Here is an 18,858-nt window from a genome sequence, read left to right on the forward strand (position 1 = left end):
GATGCGCTCGATTCGCCGACAACTGTTGTTCTGGCTGCTCGCGCTCGTGCTGCTCGGCGTCGGCATCGCGGGCTGGCTGATCTACCGGCAGGCACTCGCCGAAGCGAACGAGTTGTTCGACTACCAGCTCGAGCAGATCGCCGCGGCGCTGCCGGCGGAACCGTTCTCGCAGGTGCTCGGCCGCGACACCGGCGACGAGGGCATCGTGCTGCAAATCTGGAACCGCAACGGCATGCTGATGTATTACTCGCGGCCGCGTGCGCCGCTCGCGCCGCGCGCCGAACTCGGTTTTTCGACCGAGCGCACCGACCGCGGCGAATGGCGCGTATATGGCGCGATCGTCGGCGACAACGTCGTGCAGCTCGCGCAGCCGCTGTCGGTGCGCAACCGGCTCGCCGCCAATGTCGCGCTGCGCACGCTGTGGCCGCTGATCGTGCTGCTGCCGCTGCTCGGACTCGCGGTATGGGTGATCGTCGGTCGCGGGCTGCGGCCGCTGCGGCGCGTGACGAGCGCGCTCGATACCCGTCATCCCGAAGCGCTGGATCCATTGCCTGATCAGCGCCTGCCGCTCGAAGTGCGGCCGCTCGTGCGTGCGCTGAACGGGCTGCTGCAGCGGCTCGCGACCGCGCTCGATATCCAGAAGGCGTTCGTCGCCGATGCCGCGCACGAATTGCGCACGCCGCTTGCCGCGGTACAGATTCAGGCGCAACTGGTCGCGCGCGCGAAGGACGACACGGCCCGCAGCGAGGCGCTCGCCGATCTGCAGGCGGGTGTCACGCGCGCGACGCGCCTCGCCGAGCAACTGCTCGCGCTCGCGCGCGCCGAGCCGGACGGCGCCGCCGGCGCAGTGATGCTCGATCTGCGCGAGCTGCTGCAGGAGTGCGTCGCGACCTACGCGCCGCTCGCGATGAATCGCGGCGTCGACCTCGGCATCGAGGCGAGCGAGGCCGCCAGCGTGACCGGCGACGCCGAAGCGCTGCGCGTGATGTTCAACAACCTCGTCGACAACGCGACCAAGTACACGCCGCGTGGCGGCCGCGTCGACGTCAGCCTGCATGTCGAGGACGGCCATCCGGTCGTGCGGATCGCCGATAGCGGCCCCGGTATCGATCCCGCCGATCGCGAGCGCGTGTTCGACCGGTTCTATCGCGCGGGAGCGGGCGCGAATCGCGCGCGCACCGACGTGGCGGGCAGCGGCCTCGGTCTCGCGATCGTGCGTCGGATCGCCACCCAACATCATGCGCAAGTGTCGCTCGATGACTCGCCGGCCGGTGGTTTGCAGGTCGTCGTACGCTTCTGATCATGGTGATTTACTGTTCGGCCAACGCCGGCGTTCGTGCTGACGCGGCGGTCCGCAGCGGCCGGTCCGATAAGGTTCCCATGATCTGGCGCTGCTTAAGACTCTTTTAAGTGATGCCCCTTACGCTCCTCGACATCCAAAGTCACTTTGTCCAGTCAGGAGCTCATGATGAACGCGAAAACCTTGTCCCGCGGCGCCGTTGCGGTAGCTGTGGCCGCTGCGCTTTCAGCCGGCTATGTGGCGGGCCATCGCGACGTGCCAGCACCGCAGATCATCTCGCCGGCGCAAGCCGCCGCGATGATGCCAGCCGAAGCAGCCGCCAAAACCGGTATCCCCGATTTCTCCGGTCTCGTCGAAACCTACGGACCGGCCGTCGTCAACATCAGCGCGAAGCACGTGGTCAAGCAAACCGCGATGCGTGGTAATGGCGGCAACCTCAACGGCAACCAGCTGCCGATCGATCCGAACGATCCGTTCTATCAGTTCTACAAGCGGTTCTTCGGCGGCGTGCCCGGCATGCAGGGCGGCGATGGCGGAGACGCGCCCGACCAGCCGAGCGCGAGCCTCGGCTCGGGCTTCATCATCAGCAATGACGGCTACATTCTGACGAACGCGCACGTGGTCGATGGCGCGAACGTCGTCACCGTGAAGCTCACCGACAAGCGCGAATTCAAGGCGAAGGTGGTCGGCGCCGACAAGCAGTCCGACGTCGCCGTGCTGAAGATCAACGCGAGCGATCTGCCGACGGTGAAGATTGGCGATCCGCGCCAAAGCAAGGTTGGTCAGTGGGTCGTCGCGATCGGCTCACCGTACGGCTTCGACAACACCGTGACCTCGGGCATCATCAGCGCGAAGTCGCGTTCGCTGCCCAACGAGAACTACACGCCGTTCATCCAGACCGATGTGCCGGTGAACCCTGGCAACTCGGGCGGTCCACTCTTTAATCTGCAAGGCGAAGTGATCGGCATCAACTCGATGATCTACTCGCAGACGGGCGGCTTCCAGGGCCTGTCGTTCGCGATCCCGATCAACGAGGCGATCAAGGTCAAAGACGATCTCGTCAAGACCGGTCACGTGAGCCGCGGCCGCCTCGGCGTCGCAGTACAGGGCTTGAACCAGACGCTCGCCGAGTCGTTCGGCATGCAGAAGCCGCAAGGCGCGCTGGTCAGCTCGGTCGACGCCAACGGGCCAGCGGCCAAGGCTGGCTTGCAGCCGGGCGACGTGATCCTGTCGGTGAATGGCGACGAAGTGAGCGATTCGACGGATCTGCCGGCGAAGATCGCAGGTCTCGCGCCGGGCAGCTCGGCGACGCTGAAAGTGTGGCGCGATAAGGCCAGCAAGGACGTGAAGGTGACGATCGGCTCGTTCTCGGACGCAAAGGTTGCGTCGGCGAACAAGACCGATCAGCAGGCCCAGTTGCAAGGCCGTCTCGGCGTCGCGGTGCGGCCGCTGACGCCGGAAGAGAAGAGCAGCGCGTCGGTGTCGCACGGTCTGCTCGTACAGCAGGCAGGCGGCGCGGCGGCGAGCGCCGGCATCCAGGCGGGCGACGTGATTCTCGCGGTCAATGGCCGTCCGGTCACGAACATCGATCAGCTGAAGCAGATGATTTCGGGCGCAGGCAACAGCATTGCGCTGCTGATCCAGCGGGATAACGCGCAGATTTTCGTGCCCGTAGATCTCGGCTGATCCAGTATCCGGGCGGTTCGAGCGGATCGCCCACCCCAGTTTGAGCTGTAGCAGCGATTGCCGGTCCTTTGCATTTACTGCAAGGACCGGTTTTTTTTCGCCTGTCCGCACCGTGCTACGGCGAGCGGCGCGGACAGGGCGAAACGCGCCACGCGGCTTGTTGTCACGGTCGCGCATGTCCAGTCGACGCAACCGGATGGTTGGCACGCAGGTTGCTTCGACCTTGATTTGGGCCTGTTCGGGGACTGGGCAAGGACTGCAACAAGGAGAGCGAACCGATGAAAACCCAACGCAATCAGCAAAGGATCGTAGCCGTCGCGCTGTGCGCGGTGCTCGCGCTCGGACTGGCGGGCGGTGCGTACGCGCAGCAGGCGGGCGTGACCGGTGGCTCGACGACCGACAATACCAGCGCGGGCAACACCAAGGGCGGCGGTCTGCCGCAAGTCCAGCAGCAGGGCGACGTGTCGTACGTGTCGGGCGGCGTCGGCCTCGACGAATCGCGGGCGTTGCGACAAGCGCAAAGCCAGTGGCCACTGACGCTGCGCTTCACCGGACCCAACGCCGAGTTTCTCGCGGATGTGCACGTGCGTATCGTCGATGCCCATAACGGCGAAGTGCTGAACACGACATCGCGCGGACCGTTCATGCTGGTGCGCTTGAGCCCCGGCCGCTATACGGTGCACGCGAAATACAACGACAGCGAGCAAACCCGCTCGGTTAGCGTGCCGGCGCACGGCAACGTCAAATCCGCGTTCATCTGGAACGCGAAGTAACGGGTCGATCCGTCCGCCGCCGCGCAGCAAGCTTGCGCAATCGGCCGAAGTTTGGCCGATAATGAAGCCACGGGCAGTTCCCGTGGCTTTGCCGTTCCGGCGGCAACAGCCGGCAGTGCAGCACCCACCCCATCACGGAGCCTGGACATGAGCGATGCGTCGACATCTGCGGGACGGCTGGACGGCCATACCATCGTGATCCGCGACAACGGTCACCGCGTGCGCGTGATTCACGGCGGCGTGACGATGGCCGACACCCAGGCCGCGCTGACGCTATCGGAGACCGGCCTCGCCGACGTGTTCTATTTCCCGCGCGAGCACGTGAACATGGCCCGGCTCGAACGTTCGACGCACACGTCGCATTGCCCGTTCAAGGGCGACGCGTCGTACTTCCATCTGCGCACCGAAGATGGCGTGATCGAGAACGCGGTGTGGTGCTACGAGGCGCCGTTCGAGCAGGTCAGTCGCATCAAGGGCTATCTCGCTTTTTACGCATCGCGCGTCGACCGCATCGATCAGACGTCCTGATCCCGCAGTCGGCGCGTTCATCGGGGAGGTTGTCATGGAACTGAACGACGCGTTACGGATTCCGCTGGCGCCGTCCGAGGTCTGGGACGCGTTGCAGGACCTCGCGCTGTTGCGTGCCAGCCTCGACAACTGCGAGTCGTTCGTGCGTCTCGCCCACGGCGAATACGCGCTGACGATGACCGTGCCGCTCGGCCCGTTGCGCGCGCATTATCAGGCGCGCGCGCACGTCGCCGGCCAGGATTCCGGCCCGGCGGACGCGCAGCGCCGCACCATCAACTTCAAGGCCCTGGCCGAGGGCATCGGCGCGTTGCGCGGTCAGATCGAAGTGCGTTTGCGCGCGGACGAGGGGCGGGAGCGCGGCACGCGCATCGACTACACACTGTGGGCGACGTCGTCGGGACCGCTCGCCGAGCTGCCGACGCGCCAGCTCGAGAACGCCTTGCGTCAGATCGCCGACGATTTTTTCGCCGAGTTCGACGCGGTCGTGCGCGCCAAGCACGGCAAAGGGCCGAACCGTGCGCGTGGCACGGCGCCGCGTCGCCAGTACGTGTTTTTGCGGCCGATCACCCTCGGCGGCATCGCGCGGCGAGCGCGCATCGAGCACAGCCATGCGCTGTCGGGGCGCGCGGCGAGCGCGTCGCATAGCTGGTCGCATCACGAGCCCGGTCAGCATGTCGTGCCGTACTGGGCGTGGGCCGGGATGATCTTTCTGGTCGCACTATTGTTGTATGTCGCGCGCTGGTTCAGCGAGCATTGAGGCCGCGAGCCGCGCGCAGCCCCTGATGGAACGCGCGACAAACGTCCCGCGCGACTACGAAATCCCGGTGACGCACTACGAAATAGCGGTGCTCCCGCCGCCTTCATCTAATCCCCGCGAAACTCCCGCCGCCACGCGCTCGGCGACGTGCGAAACGCGTCCGCGAAATGCTGCCGCAGCGATGCGGCCGAGCCGAATCCGGCGCTCGCTGCGATCGCTTCGACCGACTCGTCGGTGCTTTCCAGCAGCTGTTGCGCACGCGCGAGCCGCTGCGCGAGCAGCCACGCGCCGACGGTGGTGCCGGTCGCGAGCAGGAAGCGCCGCGTGAAGGTGCGGCGGCTCATCAACGCGCGCTCGGCGAGCGTGTCGAGCGTATGCCGCGCGGCCAGGTTGCCGCTCACCCAGTCGAGCAGGCCGGACAGGCGATCGCCGCGCGGGTTCGGCGGCATCGGCTGCTGCACGTATTGCGCCTGGCCGCCTTGGCGATGCGGCGACACGACCAGCCGGCGCGCGACGTGGTTCGCCACCCGCGCGCCGCAGATCTTGCGCAGCACGTGCAGGCAGCAGTCGAGGCCGGCGGCGGTGCCGGCCGAGGTCAGCACGTTGCCGTCGTCGACGTACAGCACGTCGGCGTCGAGCCGCACGCGCGGGTAGCGGCGCGCGAAGTCGTCGGCCCAGGCCCAGTGCGTCGAAGCGGGCCGTCCATCGAGGATGCCCGCGGCGGCCAGCACGAAAGCGCCGAGGCACAGGCCGACGAGCAGCGCGCCGCGCGCATGCGCGGCCCTCAGCGCGTCGAGCAGCGCGGCGGGCGGGGTTTCGGCGGGATCGCGCCAGCTCGGCACGATGATCGTCTGCGCGTCGGCAAGCGCTTCGAGTCCGTGCGTGACCGCGATCGAAAAGCCCGCGGTCGTCGCGAGCGCGCCCGTCTCCGCGGCGCAGACGCGGAAGTCGAAGTCGGGAACACCGCCGCCGCGACGGTCCTCGCCGAACACGACGCACGGCACCGACAGATGGAACGGGCTGATGCGGTCGAACGCGACGACGGCGACGACGTGGCGCGGCGCCTGATCGGAGACGTCGTCGGAAGGTGCGAAGGTGGTCATGCCGGGCGCCTCATGAAAGCCATAGGTATGGCCCGATTCTAGCGAAGGTTGTCATTCGGGCCGCTGGTCGACAGGCGGGCAGCGGAGCAACAATGCCGTCATTGCCGTTGCGCCGCCGCCACCGCGCTGGGCGCGCACCATCGACCGCTTTTTCTGACAAGGAGCCTTGCCATGAGCACACCCGCGCCGCGCCGTGCGCTGATCGTCATCGACGTGCAGAACGAATACGTGAGCGGCGACCTGCCGATCGAATTTCCGGACGTGCGCACGTCGCTCGCCAACATCGGTCGCGCGATCGATGCAGCGCGCGCCGCCAGTGTGCCGGTCGTGGTCGTGCAGAACCTCGCGCCCGCCACCTCGCCGCTGTTCGCGCGCGGCAGCGCGGGCGCGGAACTGCACACGGTCGTGAGCTCGCGCGCTCATGATCATTTCGTCGAGAAGTCGCTGCCGAGCGCATTCGCTGGGACCGATCTGGCCGACTGGCTCGCCGCCCGGCAGATCGATACGCTGAGCGTCACCGGCTACATGACCCACAATTGCGATGCCTCGACGATCAACCACGCGGTGCATGCTGGCCTCGCCGTCGAGTTCCTGCACGACGCAACCGGCTCGGTGCCGTATGAAAACAGCGCGGGCTTCGCGAGCGCGGAGGAGATTCATCGCGTGTTCAGCGTGGTGCTGCAGTCGCGCTTCGCGGCGGTCGCGAGCACCGATCAATGGATCGCGGCGCTAAAGAGCGGCGCGCCGCTCGAGCGCGGCAACATCTATGCGTCGAATCAGGCGGCGCGAGCGCGCCGGGCGGTTGCCTGAACCCGGCGCAGGGGCGGTGGTCCGGTCCAAAAACAGAAACGGGCGGTTCACCGAACCGCCCGCTGTTCCAATCCGTCACCCTGGCGCGCCTCCTACGCCGCCTTCCTGCGCAACGCCGGACTCAGGCGCAAGGCGTCGAACATCGCTTCCACCATCTGCTGCGCTTGCGCGCCGAAGTCGGTCGCGTCGGGCAAAAACAGCATGTCGCGCAACGAGCCGCCGACGAACGCGTGGACCATCGCCGCGGCAAGCTTCGTGTCGAGGTCGGCGGGCATCTGGCCTTTGGAGATCGCATTGCGCAGACCGCCCTCGATCTTCGCGAGCCCCTCGCGCATATTGGTCTGATACCGTTCCATCACCGGCCCCATATCTTCGACCAGCTCGCACTTCAGAAACAGAATGTCGAACACGCGGCGGCGGCGCGGATCGTTGGCAGTGTCGCGCAGGCAGACCACGCAGACTTCAATCAGGCGCCCGAGCGGATCAGCTTCGTTGGGATCGAGCGACGCCGCCTTCAGTTCGTCGAGCGGCAGCAGCACGCGGTCGAACATTTCGGTGAACAGCTCGCTCTTATGCGCAAAATGCCAATAAATGGCGCCACGCGTGACGCCCGCGGCCTGCGCGATATCGGCCAGCGACGTGCGCGATACACCCTTCTCGAAGAAGACCTGTTCGGCCGCGTCGAGAATCCGGTTGCGCGTCTCCAGCGCCTCTTCTTTGGTTCTTCTGACCATATTGGTGTAGCCTGCGCTGATCCTGGGGTTTATGCGGACAGTTTTAAGTCAGTCTGATGACGCTTTGACTACTTCTGAAGCGAATTGCGACGCGAATCTGCAGTACCCCAGCCTCGGAAGATATGAATGCACTTTTACATGCATTCATGAATGTATATATAATAGCACCCCACGATCGGATAGCCCAAGCCGTGACGAGCGGTTAATATCCGTCACTGTTGCCTTTCGAAAGCGCTTTCGCGGCCGCCAAACGGCGGCGCTGCGTGGCATTCCCCGGTATGGCGCATTCGTAGCAGGGTGCCCCGCAGGCGCAGGTTTGCATCCATGGGCTTCCGGTCGAGCGTCGCGAGACGCTTGTGTGCGCTGTCGTCCCCGGGGTAGGGATGCGCGCACTTTTTCATTACTCAGTCTTTGACAGAGGTCGCTCCATGCGCGTCGAACGGGTTCCATTCCGCTTAATCAGTGCCGCGACGGCTGCCATCTTGCTGGCGGCGTGCGGACCAAAACAATCTGCCCCGCCGCCACAGACGCCCGAAGTCGGCGTCGTCACCCTCCAGCCGACGACCGTGCCCGTCGTCACCGAACTGCCCGGCCGTACCAGTGCCTTCCTCGTCGCGCAGGTGCGCGCGCGGGTCGACGGCATCGTGCTGCGCCGCGAGTTCACCGAGGGTAGTGAGGTCAAGGCCGGCCAGCGTCTGTACAAGATCGATCCGGCGCCGTACATCGCGTCGTTGAACAACGCGAAGGCATCGCTCGCGAAGGCGCAGGCGAACCTGGTGACGACCACCGCGCAGGCCAATCGCTACAAGGTGCTGGTCGCGGCGAACGCGGTCAGCAAGCAGGACTACGACAACGCGGTTGCCGCCGAAGGCCAGGCCGCCGCCGACGTCGCCGCGGGCAAGGCCGCGGTCGATACCGCGCAGATCAACCTCGGCTATACCGACGTGACCTCGCCCGTGACCGGTCGGATCGGCGTGTCGCAGGTCACGCCGGGCGCCTTCGTGCAGCAGAGCGCGGCCACGCTGATGGCCACGGTTCAGCAGCTCGACCCGGTGTACGCCGACCTCACGCAATCGAGCCTCGAGGGTCTGAAGCTGCGCCGCGACATGCAGGAAGGGCGTCTCAAGACGACCGGCCCGGGCGCCGCGCAGGTCACGCTGGTGCTGGAAGACGGCCGCGTCTACTCCGAGAAGGGCAAGCTGCAGTTCACCGACGTGACCGTCGACCAGGGCACCGGCTCGGTCACGGTGCGCGCGATCTTCAAGAACCCGAACCACGTGCTGCTGCCGGGCATGTTCGTGCGCGCGAAGATCGACGAGGGCGTCAACCAGAACGCGCTCATCGTGCCGCAAGTCGGCGTCACGCACGACCAGAAGGGTCAGCCCACCGCGCTCGTCGTCGGCAACGACAACAAGGTCGAGCTGCGTCAGCTCGTCACCTCAGGCACCTTCGGCTCGTACTGGGTGGTCTCGGACGGCCTGAAGGCGGGTGACCGCGTGATCGTCCAGGGCACCGACAAGGCGCGTCCCGGCCAGCAGGTCAAGCCCGTGCCGGCGCAGCTGCCCGGCAACCCGGCTTCCGACGCCGCCGCAAACGGCGCCCAGACAGGTCAACCCGCGGCTCAGCCTGCCTCCGCCGCTTCGGGCGCGTAATAACAGGGAGCCCGCCTCATGGCAAAGTTCTTTATTGATCGCCCGATTTTTGCATGGGTGATCGCCATCATCCTGATGCTCGCGGGTCTCGCGTCGGTGTTCACGCTGCCGATCGCGCAATACCCGACCATCGCGCCGCCGTCCATCCAGATCAGCGCAACCTATCCGGGTGCTTCGGCGAAGACGGTGGAGAACACCGTTACGCAGGTGATCGAGCAGCAGATGAGTGGTCTGGACCACCTGCTGTACCTCGCGTCGACCTCGGACGACACGGGCACGGCCACCATCACGCTGACGTTCGCGGCCGGCACCAACCCTGACATCGCGCAGGTGCAGGTGCAAAACAAGCTGCAACTCGCCACGCCGCTGCTGCCGCAAGCGGTGCAGCAGCTCGGCACCAAGGTCACGAAGTCGAGCAGCAGCTTCCTGCTGGTGATGGCGTTCGTGTCGACCGACGGCAGCATGAACAAGTACGACCTCGCGAACTACGTCGCGTCGAACATTCAGGATCCGATCAGCCGTATCGACGGCGTGGGCACGGTGACGCTGTTCGGCTCGCAGTACGCGATGCGCATCTGGCTCGACGCGAACAAGCTGAATAACTTCGGTCTGACGCCACTCGATGTCGAAACCGCGCTGCAGGCGCAGAACGTGCAGGTCGCGGGCGGCTCGCTCGGCGGCACGCCGTCGGTGCCGGGTCAGGTGCTGCAGGCCACGATCACGCAGGCCACGCTGCTCAATACGCCCGAGCAGTTCGGCAACATCCTGCTGAAGGTGAACCAGGACGGCTCGCAGGTGCGTCTGCGCGACGTGTCGCACGTCGAGCTCGGCGGCGAAAACTACAACTTCGACACCAAGTACAACGGTCAGCCGACGGCAGGCTTCGGTATCCAGCTCGCCACGGGCGCGAACGCGCTCGCCACCGCGAAGGCGGTGCGCACGAAGATCGCCGAACTGTCGAAGTACTTCCCGCACGGCCTGGTGGTGCAGTACCCGTACGACACGACGCCGTTCGTGCGCCTGTCGATCGAGGAAGTGGTCAAGACGCTGCTCGAAGGTATCGTGCTGGTGTTCCTCGTCATGTACCTGTTCCTGCAGAACCTGCGCGCCACGCTGATTCCGACGATCGCGGTGCCGGTGGTGCTGCTCGGTACGTTCGCGATCATGAACGTGGTCGGTTTCTCGATCAACACGCTGTCGATGTTCGGTCTCGTGCTCGCAATCGGCCTGCTGGTGGACGACGCGATCGTGGTGGTGGAAAACGTCGAGCGGGTGATGCAGGAGGAGGGCTTATCGCCTCGCGAGGCAACCCGCAAGGCGATGGACCAGATCACCGGCGCTCTCGTCGGCGTGGCGCTCGTGCTGTCGGCGGTGTTCGTGCCGGTGGCATTCTCGGGCGGCTCGGTCGGCGCGATCTACCGGCAGTTCTCGCTGACGATCGTCGCGGCGATGGTGTTGTCCGTGCTCGTCGCGTTGATTCTGACGCCGGCGCTGTGCGCGACGATCCTGAAGCCGATTCCGAAGGGTCATCACGAAAAAGCCACCGGCTTCTTCGGCTGGTTCAACCGTACCTTCAACACGAGCCGCGACAAGTACCACTCGGGCGTGCACCACGTGATCAAGCGCTCGGGCCGCTGGCTCATCATCTACATGGTGGTGATCTTCGCGGTGGGGCTGCTGTTCGTGCGTCTGCCGAAGTCGTTCCTGCCTGACGAAGACCAGGGCACGATGTTCGTGCTGGTGCAAACGCCGTCGGGTTCCACGCAGGAAACCACCGCGCGCGCCCTCAAGGACGTGTCGGACTACCTGCTGAACGAAGAGAAGGCGATCGTCGAATCGACCTTCACGGTGAACGGCTTCAGCTTCGCGGGTCGTGGCCAGAACGCGGGTCTCGTGTTCGTGCGGATGAAGGACTACGCGCAGCGCCAGCACGCGGACCAGAAGGTGCAAGCGCTGGTGGGCCGTCTCTACATGCACTTCAGCACCTACAAGAACGCGACGGTGTTCCCGGTCAATCCGCCGTCGATTCCTGAACTCGGCACGGCTGCGGGCTTCGACTTCCAGTTGCAGGATCGCGCGGGTATCGGTCACGCGAAGCTGATGGAAGCGCGCAACATGCTGCTCGGTCTGGCGGCGAAAGATCCGACGCTCGCGCAGGTGCGTCCGAACGGCCTGAACGATACGCCGCAGTTCAAGGTGAGCATCGACCACGAGAAGGCTTCCGCGCTCGGCGTGTCGCTCGCCTCGATCGACCAGACGTTCTCGATCGCATGGGCCTCGGCGTATGTGAACAACTTCCTCGACACCGACGGCCGGATCAAGAAGGTCTACCTGCAGGGCGACGCGCCGTTCCGGATGAAACCGGAAGACGTGAATGCCTGGTTCGTGCGCAACGGCGCGGGCGCGATGGTGCCGTTCTCGGCCTTCGCGAGCACCGAGTGGACCTTCGGTTCGCCGAAGCTCGAGCGCTACAACGGTATTTCGTCGGTGGAAATCCAGGGTGCGGCCGGGCCGGGCAAGTCGACCGGTCAGGCGATGGCGGCGATGGAACGGATCGTCACCAAGCTGCCGGCGGGAGTCGGCTACGAGTGGACGGGTCTGTCGCTGCAAGAGCGTCAGTCGGGTTCGCAGGCGCCGATCCTGTACGGCATCTCGATTCTCGTCGTGTTCCTGTGTCTCGCGGCGCTGTATGAAAGCTGGTCGATCCCGTTCTCGGTGATCATGGTGGTGCCGCTCGGCGTGATCGGCGCACTGCTGGCCGCGACGCTGCGTGGGCTCGAGAACGACGTGTTCTTCCAGGTCGGTCTGCTGACCACCGTGGGTCTGTCGGCGAAGAACGCGATTCTGATCGTGGAATTCGCGCGAGAACTGCAGCAGAGTGGAGGCATGGGACCGATCGAAGCCGCGCTCGAAGCGGCGCGTCTGCGGTTGCGTCCGATCCTGATGACCTCGCTCGCGTTTATTCTCGGCGTGCTGCCGCTCGCGATCAGTAACGGCGCGGGGTCGGCCAGCCAGCACGCGATCGGTACCGGCGTGATCGGCGGCATGTTGACGGCGACCTTCCTCGCGATCTTCATGATCCCGATGTTCTTCGTCGTGATTCGCGCGAAGTTCGGCGGTGAGAAGGAAGACCCGGATGAGGCGCTGCGCCACTATGAACAGCACCATCCGCACGATCCGCAAGGCGGCGCGGCGGGTGGCACGACCGACGGGTCGGATGGCAATGGCTCGGGCAAGGATGGGCATTGAGATGCAAAAACACTCTTTGATTGCAGTGGCGATCGCGCTGCTCGCCACGGGTTGCACGCTGGCGCCGCACTACCAGCGGCCCGCGGCGCCCGTGACGGCGACTTTCCCGACGGGCGGCGTGTACGACCAGCAACCGGGCGCGCAGGGCGCGCGCAGCGCGAACGGCCAGGCCGCCTCGGACATCGGCTGGCGCGACTTCTTCGTCGATCCGCGTCTGCAGCAGCTGATCGAAATCGCGCTGAAGAACAACCGCGATCTGCGTGTGTCAGTGCTGAACATGCAGGCGTCGGCGGCGCAGTACCGTATCGTGCGCGCGGGCCTGTTCCCGACGCTCGACGCCGCGGCTTCGCAAAGCCGGCAGCGCACGCCGCGCGATCTGCTGGCGTCGCCCAACGGCCCGACGATTACCAACACGTATTCGGTGGGCTTGAACGCGTCGTGGGAAATCGACTTCTTCGGGCGCGTGCAGAGCCTGAAGGATCAGGCGTTGGCCACGTACCTCGGCACCGCGCAGGCGCGCAAGTCCGCGGAAATCGCGCTGGTGTCGCAGGTGGCGAACCAGTACATGACGGTGCTCGAACTGGACGATCTGCTGAAGGTCACGCAGAACACGCTGAAGACGGCACAGGAGTCGTTTCGGATCACCAAGCTGCAGTTCGACAACGGCACCGGTTCGGAACTCGATCTGCGCCAGTCGCAAACGGTCGTCGAAACCGCGAGCGCGGACCTGCAGGCGCAGATGCGATTGCGGGCTCAGGCTGACAACGCGCTGGTGCTGCTGCTCGGCGAGCCGTTGCCGGCTGATCTTGAGCCAGGCCTGCCGCTGAGCGACCAGAGCCTGCTCACGGATATTCCGGCGGGCCTGCCGTCCGATCTGCTGACGCGCCGTCCCGACATCATGGAGGCCGAGGAAAATCTGCTCGCGGCCAACGCGAACATCGGCGCGGCGCGCGCGGCGTTCTTTCCGAAGGTCACGCTGACCGGCAGCGCCGGCACGCTGAGCCCGACGCTCGGCGGGCTGTTCAAGCCGGGTTCGGCGGCGTGGAGCTTCGCGCCGTCGATCACGCTGCCGATCTTCGAGGGCGGTCAGAACATGGCCAACCTCGATCTCGCCAACATCGAGAAGAACGTGCAGATCGCCACGTATGAAAAGGCGATCCAGACGGCCTTCCGCGAAGTGGCGGACGGACTGGCCGCGCGCGGCACGTACGACGAGCAGATCGCGGCGCTCGAGCGGGATGTCGCGGCCGAGCAGCGCCGGCTGGATCTGTCGACCCTCCGTTATACGAACGGTGTCGACAGCTATCTTTCGGTGCTGACCGCGCAGACCTCGTTGTACGTGGCTCAGCAGGCGCTGGTCACCGCGCGCATGGAACGTCTGCAGAACCTGGTCACGCTGTACCAGGCGCTCGGCGGCGGCTGGATCGAGCACAACGGCGACCATCCGCGTCCCGCCGACGCGCCGGTCGACTACGGTGCGGCGAGCGCACCGGTCGCGGCTTCGGCGGCGACGGCAGGGTAAGCGCTGCGGCTCGACGAACCGCTGAAGTAAAGCAAAAACGCCACGGCATGCCGTGGCGTTTTTGTTGATCCGCGGCGATCGGTGCCGCTCGCCGCATCATCGCTGCATCAAAAGCTCAATGCAGATCCGCCGCCCGCAGCATCTCGTTGCTCTGCGGTGCGCCGCCCGCGCTGGCGTCGAGATCGTGCCCGGCGCGGCGAAGCTCGCTCTTCGCCATCTTCTCGCCCTTCACGCCGTTGAAGATCAGGTTCAGCGCGACCGCCGACACCGACGCGAGCAGAATCCCGCTATGTAGCAGCGGCGACAACGCCGGCGGCAGTTGCGAGAAGAAGTGTGGCGAGACGACCGGCACGAGGCCGAGCCCGATGCTGACCGCGACGATGAAGAGGTTGTGCTGATTCCTCACGAAGTCGACGCGCGACAGCACCTTGATGCCGTTCGCCGCGACCATGCCGAACATCACGATGCCCGCGCCGCCGAGCACGAACGCCGGCACCGACGCGACCACCTGCGCCATCTTCGGGAAGAGGCCGAGCAGCACCAGGATCACGCCGCCCATCGCGCACACGAAGCGGCTCTTCACGCCGGTCACGCCGATCAACCCGACGTTCTGCGAGAACGACGTATGCGGGAACGAGTTGAAGATGCCGCCGATCAGCGTGCCGAGACCGTCGACGCGCAAGCCACGCACCAGCGTTTTCTGATCGACCGGACGATCGACCATGTCGCCGACCGCGAGAAACATGCCGGTCGATTCGATGAACGTGACGAACATCACGGTGACCATCGTCGCGATCGACAGCGGATCGAAGTGCGGCAGACCGAAGTGGAACGGCATCACGAAGCCGACCCACGGCGCGTGCATGACGCCGTCCAGGTTGACGCGGCCGAGCATCAGCGCGATCGCGAAGCCCGCGACGATGCCGAGCAGCACCGAGATATTGGCGACGAACCCCCTGGCAAACCTGTTGATCAGCAGGATCAGCGTCAGCACGAGCAGCGCCAGGCCGAGATATACCGGATTGCCGTAGTCGGGATTGCCGACACCGCCGGCCGCCCAGTTGATGCCGACCTCCATCAGCGACAGGCCGATCACCGAAATCACGACGCCGATCACGACCGGCGGGAAGAAGCGCAACAGCTTGCCGACCGCGGGCGCGAGCAGAATGCCGATCACGCCGGCCGCGATCGTCGAGCCGAAGATGTCGAGGATGCCGAGCGAAGGATTGGTGCCGATCGCGACCATCGGGCCGACGGCCGCGAACGTGCAGCCCATGATGACGGGCAGGCGGATGCCGAAGATCCACAGTCCGAGCGTCTGGATCAGCGTGGCGATGCCGCAGGAAAACAGATCGGCGCTGATCAGGAAGGCGACCTGGTCTTTCGGCAGCTTCAGCGCCGCGCCGATGATCAGCGGCACCGCGACCGCGCCAGCGTACATGACCAGCACGTGCTGGATGCCGAGAGTGAGCAACTGGCCCGCCGGTAGGCGCTCGTCGCACGGGTGAACCGTGTTCGCTTGCATATCGTCTGTCTCCACCATCTCGTTTTGGGATGACTCCAAGGTATCGGGGACGAAAAGTCGCAACAAGACCATACGTGGCTATTCCGGCATTCCCGGCGACGATATGCAGAGACCTGTTTTGAAAGGCAAATTAAAGCCACGAATGGGACGGATCGGCCGTCGGACGCCAAAGAATCCTATGCAGTGGGGGCCGCGGGCGGTACATGGCGTGCGCGGCGCGGGTTCGTCGCGCGAGGGGATATGTGTGAGAATCAATGACGTGTATCACGCTTCACGCATAGTCCTGTTTTGATGACGCTCGCAGCACGGCGGGGTTAACCCGCGAATGGTTTTTTTTCGCGTGTTTTCCGAGCTGTTTGTTCAACGTTCGCGGCGTCTGTGCAGCTTCGCCTTTGAGCTTCGCTTTCCCACTTCGTCGCCAGTCTCGCTGGCTCCTTCTTCACCTCGTTTCAACGTCCCTGCGCTCATGAGTTTTCTCGGCATCGATCTCGGCACCGGCTCCCTGAAAGCGGCAATCGTCGACGAACATGGACGCGAGCAGGCGGTATCGAGCGTCGCTTATGCGCTCGTTACGCCGCACGCGGGTTGGGCCGAAATCGACGTCGAGACCTGGTGGAGCGCGCTCGTCCATGCGATGGCGGGCCTGCCGCGCGAGCTGCGTGACGGCGTGCGCGCGATTGGCTTCTCTGGCCAGATGCACGGCGTCGTGCTGCTCGATGCAAACGGCGCAGCGGTGCGGCGCGCCATGCTGTGGCCGGACTCGCGCGCGCTCGCCATGCTCGACGCGTGGCCCGAGCCGCAACCGAATCCGGTCGCGCCCGGCATGGCCGGACCGCTGCTGCGCTGGCTCGTGCTGCAAGAGCCGGATGCCGCGCGCCGCACGCGCTGGGCGCTGCAGCCGAAGGACTGGCTGCGCGTCGCGCTCGGCGGCGCGTGCGTGACCGATGCGTCCGACGCGTGCGCGACCGCGCTCGCCGATCCCGCCGGCGCGTGGGACACGGCGCTGCTGCAACGCCTCGAGATTCCGCCTGAGTGGTTCGCGCCTGTGGCGCCGTCATATGCGGCGGCGGGCGCGCTGTCGCCGCAGGCCGCGCAGGCACTTGGCTTACGGGCCGGTATCGTGCTCGCAACCGGCGCCGCGGATACGCCGTGCGCGGCGCTCGGCAGCGGACTCGTGCGTGACGGCGACGCGCTGCTGACGACCGGCACCGGCGGACAGATCGTCGTGCTCGCGAACGACGAGCCTGCGCCGCTGAAGGGCTTGCATCGCTATCGCGCGGCGAGCGATCACTGGTATCGGATGGCGGCGATGCAGAACGTCGGCATCGCGCTGGAGCGGGTGCGCGGGTGGCTGTCGTTTGGGTGGGCGGAGGCTTACCGGGAGGCATTTGACGATGCGGCTGATGCAAGCGCTCATGCCGCCGCTGAAGTGGCGTCGACGCTGAGCTTCCTGCCGTACCTGACGGGCGAGCGCACGCCGTGGCTGAACCCGCAGGCGCGCGGCGGCTGGCTCGGTTTGTCGCTCGAGCATACGCGCGGCGCGATGATGCGTGCCGCGTTCGAGGGCGTCGCGTTCTCGTTGCGCGCGGGGCTCGACGCGATTCGCGCGAGCGGCGCGCCGGTGAGGGCGCTCAGGCTCGCGGGCGGCGGCTCCGTCGATGCGCGCTGGCGACAACTGCTTGCCGATGCGCTCGACGTCGACCTGCATGCGGTCGATTGCCCGAACGCGGCGCCGCGCGGCGCGGCGATCCTCGGCGGTCTCGCGTGCGGCCACTGGCAGACGCGCGATCTCGCCGCGCTCGCGCCGGGCGCGACGCGCGTCGCGGGTCCACGAGGCGATGCGGCGCTTGCTGAACGCTATGCGCGCTTCGTCGATCTGTATGTCCGGGTCGAGCCGTGGTTCGGTGGTAGCGCGCCGTGCGAAGCGCAGTGACAGCGACGGCGTTGAACACGGTGCCGAGCGCAGCCATCGGCGAGGCAGCCTTCACGCACTATGCAATACCATGACGCTTTTCGCGCGCAACGCCGTCGCCCGGCACGCGATACCATTTCGCATTCACGCACTCACGGACTCACAGACTCACAGGAGCATTGACGATGAAGACCAAAGCAGCAATCGCATGGAAAGCCGGCGCCCCGTTGACGATCGAGGAAGTCGATCTCGAAGGTCCGCGCGCCGGTGAAGTCCTGATCGAAGTGAAGGCGACGGGCATCTGCCACACCGACTACTACACGCTGTCGGGCGCCGATCCCGAAGGCATCTTCCCGGCGATTCTCGGCCACGAAGGCGCGGGCGTGATCGTCGATGTCGGGCCGGGCGTCGGCACGCTGAAGAAGGGCGATCACGTGATTCCGCTCTACACGCCCGAATGCCGTCAGTGCAAGTTCTGCCTGTCGCGCAAAACGAATCTCTGCCAGGCGATCCGCGCGACGCAGGGCAAAGGCCTGATGCCCGACGCGACCTCGCGCTTCTCGCTCGATGGCAAGCCGCTGTTTCACTACATGGGGACGTCGACGTTCTCGAACTACATCGTCGTGCCGGAGATCGCGGTCGCGAAGGTGCGTGAAGACGCGCCGTTCGACAAGATCTGCTACATCGGCTGCGGCGTGACGACCGGCGTCGGCGCGGTCGTGTATTCGGCGAAGGTCGAGGCGGGTGCGAACGTGGTGGTGTTCGGGCTCGGCGGTATCGGGCTGAACGTGATTCAAGGCGCGAAGATGGTCGGCGCGGACAAGATCATCGGTGTCGATCTCAACCCGGGCCGCGTCGAACTCGCGAAGAAGTTCGGCATGACGCACTTCATCAACCCGAACGAAGTCGAGAACGTCGTCGATCACATCGTGCAGCTGACCGACGGCGGCGCCGACTACTCGTTCGAATGCATCGGCAACGTGAAGGTGATGCGCCAGGCGCTCGAATGCACGCACAAGGGTTGGGGGCAGTCGTTCATCATCGGCGTCGCGGCGGCGGGCGAGGAGATCAGCACGCGGCCGTTCCAGCTGGTGACGGGCCGCGAGTGGAAGGGCTCGGCATTCGGCGGCGCGCGAGGCCGCACCGACGTGCCGAAGATCGTCGACTGGTACATGGAAGGCAAGATCAATATCGACGATCTGATTACGCACCGTCTGCCGCTCGAGCGCATCAACGAGGGCTTCGAGCTGATGAAGAAGGGCGAGTCGATCCGCTCGGTCGTGCTCTACTAAGCGAGGAGCGTCGCG

The 18,858-nt window shown here is 65.8% G+C and carries 14 protein-coding genes; 11 read left to right on the forward strand and 3 right to left on the reverse strand.

Features of this window, described 5'->3' with window-relative positions:
* Position 1: 1 nt before the first annotated feature.
* From HDG33_RS05830 to HDG33_RS05850, 5 genes are all read left to right on the forward strand, one after another.
* On the forward strand, positions 2 to 1,300 hold the full coding sequence (locus tag HDG33_RS05830; RefSeq protein WP_184023012.1) for an ATP-binding protein: 1,299 nt from the start codon (positions 2 to 4) through the stop codon (positions 1,298 to 1,300).
* 168 nt (positions 1,301 to 1,468) lie between these two features.
* Entirely contained in the window at positions 1,469 to 2,986 is a 1,518-nt protein-coding gene (locus tag HDG33_RS05835; protein WP_184023013.1) for a DegQ family serine endoprotease, read from the forward strand.
* 278 nt (positions 2,987 to 3,264) lie between these two features.
* Entirely contained in the window at positions 3,265 to 3,759 is a 495-nt protein-coding gene (locus HDG33_RS05840) for a carboxypeptidase regulatory-like domain-containing protein (protein ID WP_184023014.1), read from the forward strand.
* A 147-nt stretch (positions 3,760 to 3,906) separates the two neighbouring features.
* A complete protein-coding gene (locus HDG33_RS05845) occupies positions 3,907 to 4,287 on the forward strand; it encodes a DUF427 domain-containing protein (protein ID WP_184023015.1) in 381 nt (126 codons plus the stop codon).
* A 34-nt stretch (positions 4,288 to 4,321) separates the two neighbouring features.
* Complete coding sequence (locus HDG33_RS05850; protein ID WP_018421687.1) at positions 4,322 to 5,044, forward strand: CoxG family protein; 723 nt, start codon at positions 4,322 to 4,324, stop codon at positions 5,042 to 5,044.
* A 107-nt stretch (positions 5,045 to 5,151) separates the two neighbouring features.
* Here the strand turns inward: HDG33_RS05850 and HDG33_RS05855 are convergent, their stop codons facing one another.
* Complete coding sequence (locus HDG33_RS05855) at positions 5,152 to 6,147, reverse strand: helix-turn-helix domain-containing protein (protein ID WP_184023016.1); 996 nt, start codon at positions 6,145 to 6,147, stop codon at positions 5,152 to 5,154.
* A gap of 171 nt (positions 6,148 to 6,318) precedes the next feature.
* Between HDG33_RS05855 and HDG33_RS05860 the strand changes: the two genes are divergently transcribed.
* On the forward strand, positions 6,319 to 6,957 hold the full coding sequence (locus tag HDG33_RS05860) for a cysteine hydrolase family protein (RefSeq protein ID WP_184023017.1): 639 nt from the start codon (positions 6,319 to 6,321) through the stop codon (positions 6,955 to 6,957).
* A 92-nt stretch (positions 6,958 to 7,049) separates the two neighbouring features.
* Here HDG33_RS05860 and HDG33_RS05865 read toward each other — a convergent pair whose 3' ends face one another.
* Entirely contained in the window at positions 7,050 to 7,691 is a 642-nt protein-coding gene (locus HDG33_RS05865; protein ID WP_184023018.1) for a TetR family transcriptional regulator, read from the reverse strand.
* A 428-nt stretch (positions 7,692 to 8,119) separates the two neighbouring features.
* Between HDG33_RS05865 and HDG33_RS05870 the strand changes: the two genes are divergently transcribed.
* From HDG33_RS05870 to HDG33_RS05880, 3 genes are read left to right on the forward strand one after another with little or no spacing between them, the layout of a single operon-like run.
* Positions 8,120 to 9,343, forward strand: coding sequence for an efflux RND transporter periplasmic adaptor subunit (locus tag HDG33_RS05870; protein WP_184023019.1), 1,224 nt, complete (start codon positions 8,120 to 8,122; stop codon positions 9,341 to 9,343).
* Positions 9,344 to 9,361: 18 nt separating this feature from the next.
* A complete protein-coding gene (locus tag HDG33_RS05875; RefSeq protein WP_184023020.1) occupies positions 9,362 to 12,592 on the forward strand; it encodes an efflux RND transporter permease subunit in 3,231 nt (1,076 codons plus the stop codon).
* 1 nt (position 12,593) lies between these two features.
* Positions 12,594 to 14,114 carry an efflux transporter outer membrane subunit gene (locus tag HDG33_RS05880; RefSeq protein ID WP_184023021.1) on the forward strand — a complete coding sequence of 507 codons (1,521 nt, stop codon included), beginning with the start codon at positions 12,594 to 12,596 and terminating at the stop codon, positions 14,112 to 14,114.
* A 115-nt stretch (positions 14,115 to 14,229) separates the two neighbouring features.
* Here HDG33_RS05880 and HDG33_RS05885 read toward each other — a convergent pair whose 3' ends face one another.
* A complete protein-coding gene (locus tag HDG33_RS05885) occupies positions 14,230 to 15,639 on the reverse strand; it encodes a nucleobase:cation symporter-2 family protein (RefSeq protein ID WP_184023022.1) in 1,410 nt (469 codons plus the stop codon).
* A 466-nt stretch (positions 15,640 to 16,105) separates the two neighbouring features.
* Between HDG33_RS05885 and HDG33_RS05890 the strand changes: the two genes are divergently transcribed.
* Complete coding sequence (locus tag HDG33_RS05890; protein ID WP_184023023.1) at positions 16,106 to 17,572, forward strand: xylulokinase; 1,467 nt, start codon at positions 16,106 to 16,108, stop codon at positions 17,570 to 17,572.
* Between the two features lie 164 nt (positions 17,573 to 17,736).
* The gene (locus HDG33_RS05895; protein WP_184023024.1) at positions 17,737 to 18,843 is read left to right on the forward strand and encodes an S-(hydroxymethyl)glutathione dehydrogenase/class III alcohol dehydrogenase; all 1,107 of its coding nucleotides are present in this window, start codon (positions 17,737 to 17,739) and stop codon (positions 18,841 to 18,843) included.
* The last annotated feature ends 15 nt before the right edge of the window (positions 18,844 to 18,858 follow it).

Origin of the sequence: Paraburkholderia sp. Cpub6 (genome assembly GCF_014201065.1) — a bacterium.
GTDB classification, from domain to species: Bacteria; Pseudomonadota; Gammaproteobacteria; order Burkholderiales; family Burkholderiaceae; genus Paraburkholderia; species Paraburkholderia tuberum.

Coding starts and splice junctions, on each gene's coding strand:
- HDG33_RS05830 (WP_184023012.1), top strand. CDS start 2: ATGCGCTCGATTCGCCGACAACTGTTGTTCTGGCTGCTCGCGCTCGTG.
- HDG33_RS05835 (WP_184023013.1), top strand. CDS start 1,469: ATGAACGCGAAAACCTTGTCCCGCGGCGCCGTTGCGGTAGCTGTGGCC.
- HDG33_RS05840 (WP_184023014.1), top strand. CDS start 3,265: ATGAAAACCCAACGCAATCAGCAAAGGATCGTAGCCGTCGCGCTGTGC.
- HDG33_RS05845 (WP_184023015.1), top strand. CDS start 3,907: ATGAGCGATGCGTCGACATCTGCGGGACGGCTGGACGGCCATACCATC.
- HDG33_RS05850 (WP_018421687.1), top strand. CDS start 4,322: ATGGAACTGAACGACGCGTTACGGATTCCGCTGGCGCCGTCCGAGGTC.
- HDG33_RS05855 (WP_184023016.1), bottom strand. CDS start 6,147: ATGACCACCTTCGCACCTTCCGACGACGTCTCCGATCAGGCGCCGCGC.
- HDG33_RS05860 (WP_184023017.1), top strand. CDS start 6,319: ATGAGCACACCCGCGCCGCGCCGTGCGCTGATCGTCATCGACGTGCAG.
- HDG33_RS05865 (WP_184023018.1), bottom strand. CDS start 7,691: ATGGTCAGAAGAACCAAAGAAGAGGCGCTGGAGACGCGCAACCGGATT.
- HDG33_RS05870 (WP_184023019.1), top strand. CDS start 8,120: ATGCGCGTCGAACGGGTTCCATTCCGCTTAATCAGTGCCGCGACGGCT.
- HDG33_RS05875 (WP_184023020.1), top strand. CDS start 9,362: ATGGCAAAGTTCTTTATTGATCGCCCGATTTTTGCATGGGTGATCGCC.
- HDG33_RS05880 (WP_184023021.1), top strand. CDS start 12,594: ATGCAAAAACACTCTTTGATTGCAGTGGCGATCGCGCTGCTCGCCACG.
- HDG33_RS05885 (WP_184023022.1), bottom strand. CDS start 15,639: ATGCAAGCGAACACGGTTCACCCGTGCGACGAGCGCCTACCGGCGGGC.
- HDG33_RS05890 (WP_184023023.1), top strand. CDS start 16,106: ATGAGTTTTCTCGGCATCGATCTCGGCACCGGCTCCCTGAAAGCGGCA.
- HDG33_RS05895 (WP_184023024.1), top strand. CDS start 17,737: ATGAAGACCAAAGCAGCAATCGCATGGAAAGCCGGCGCCCCGTTGACG.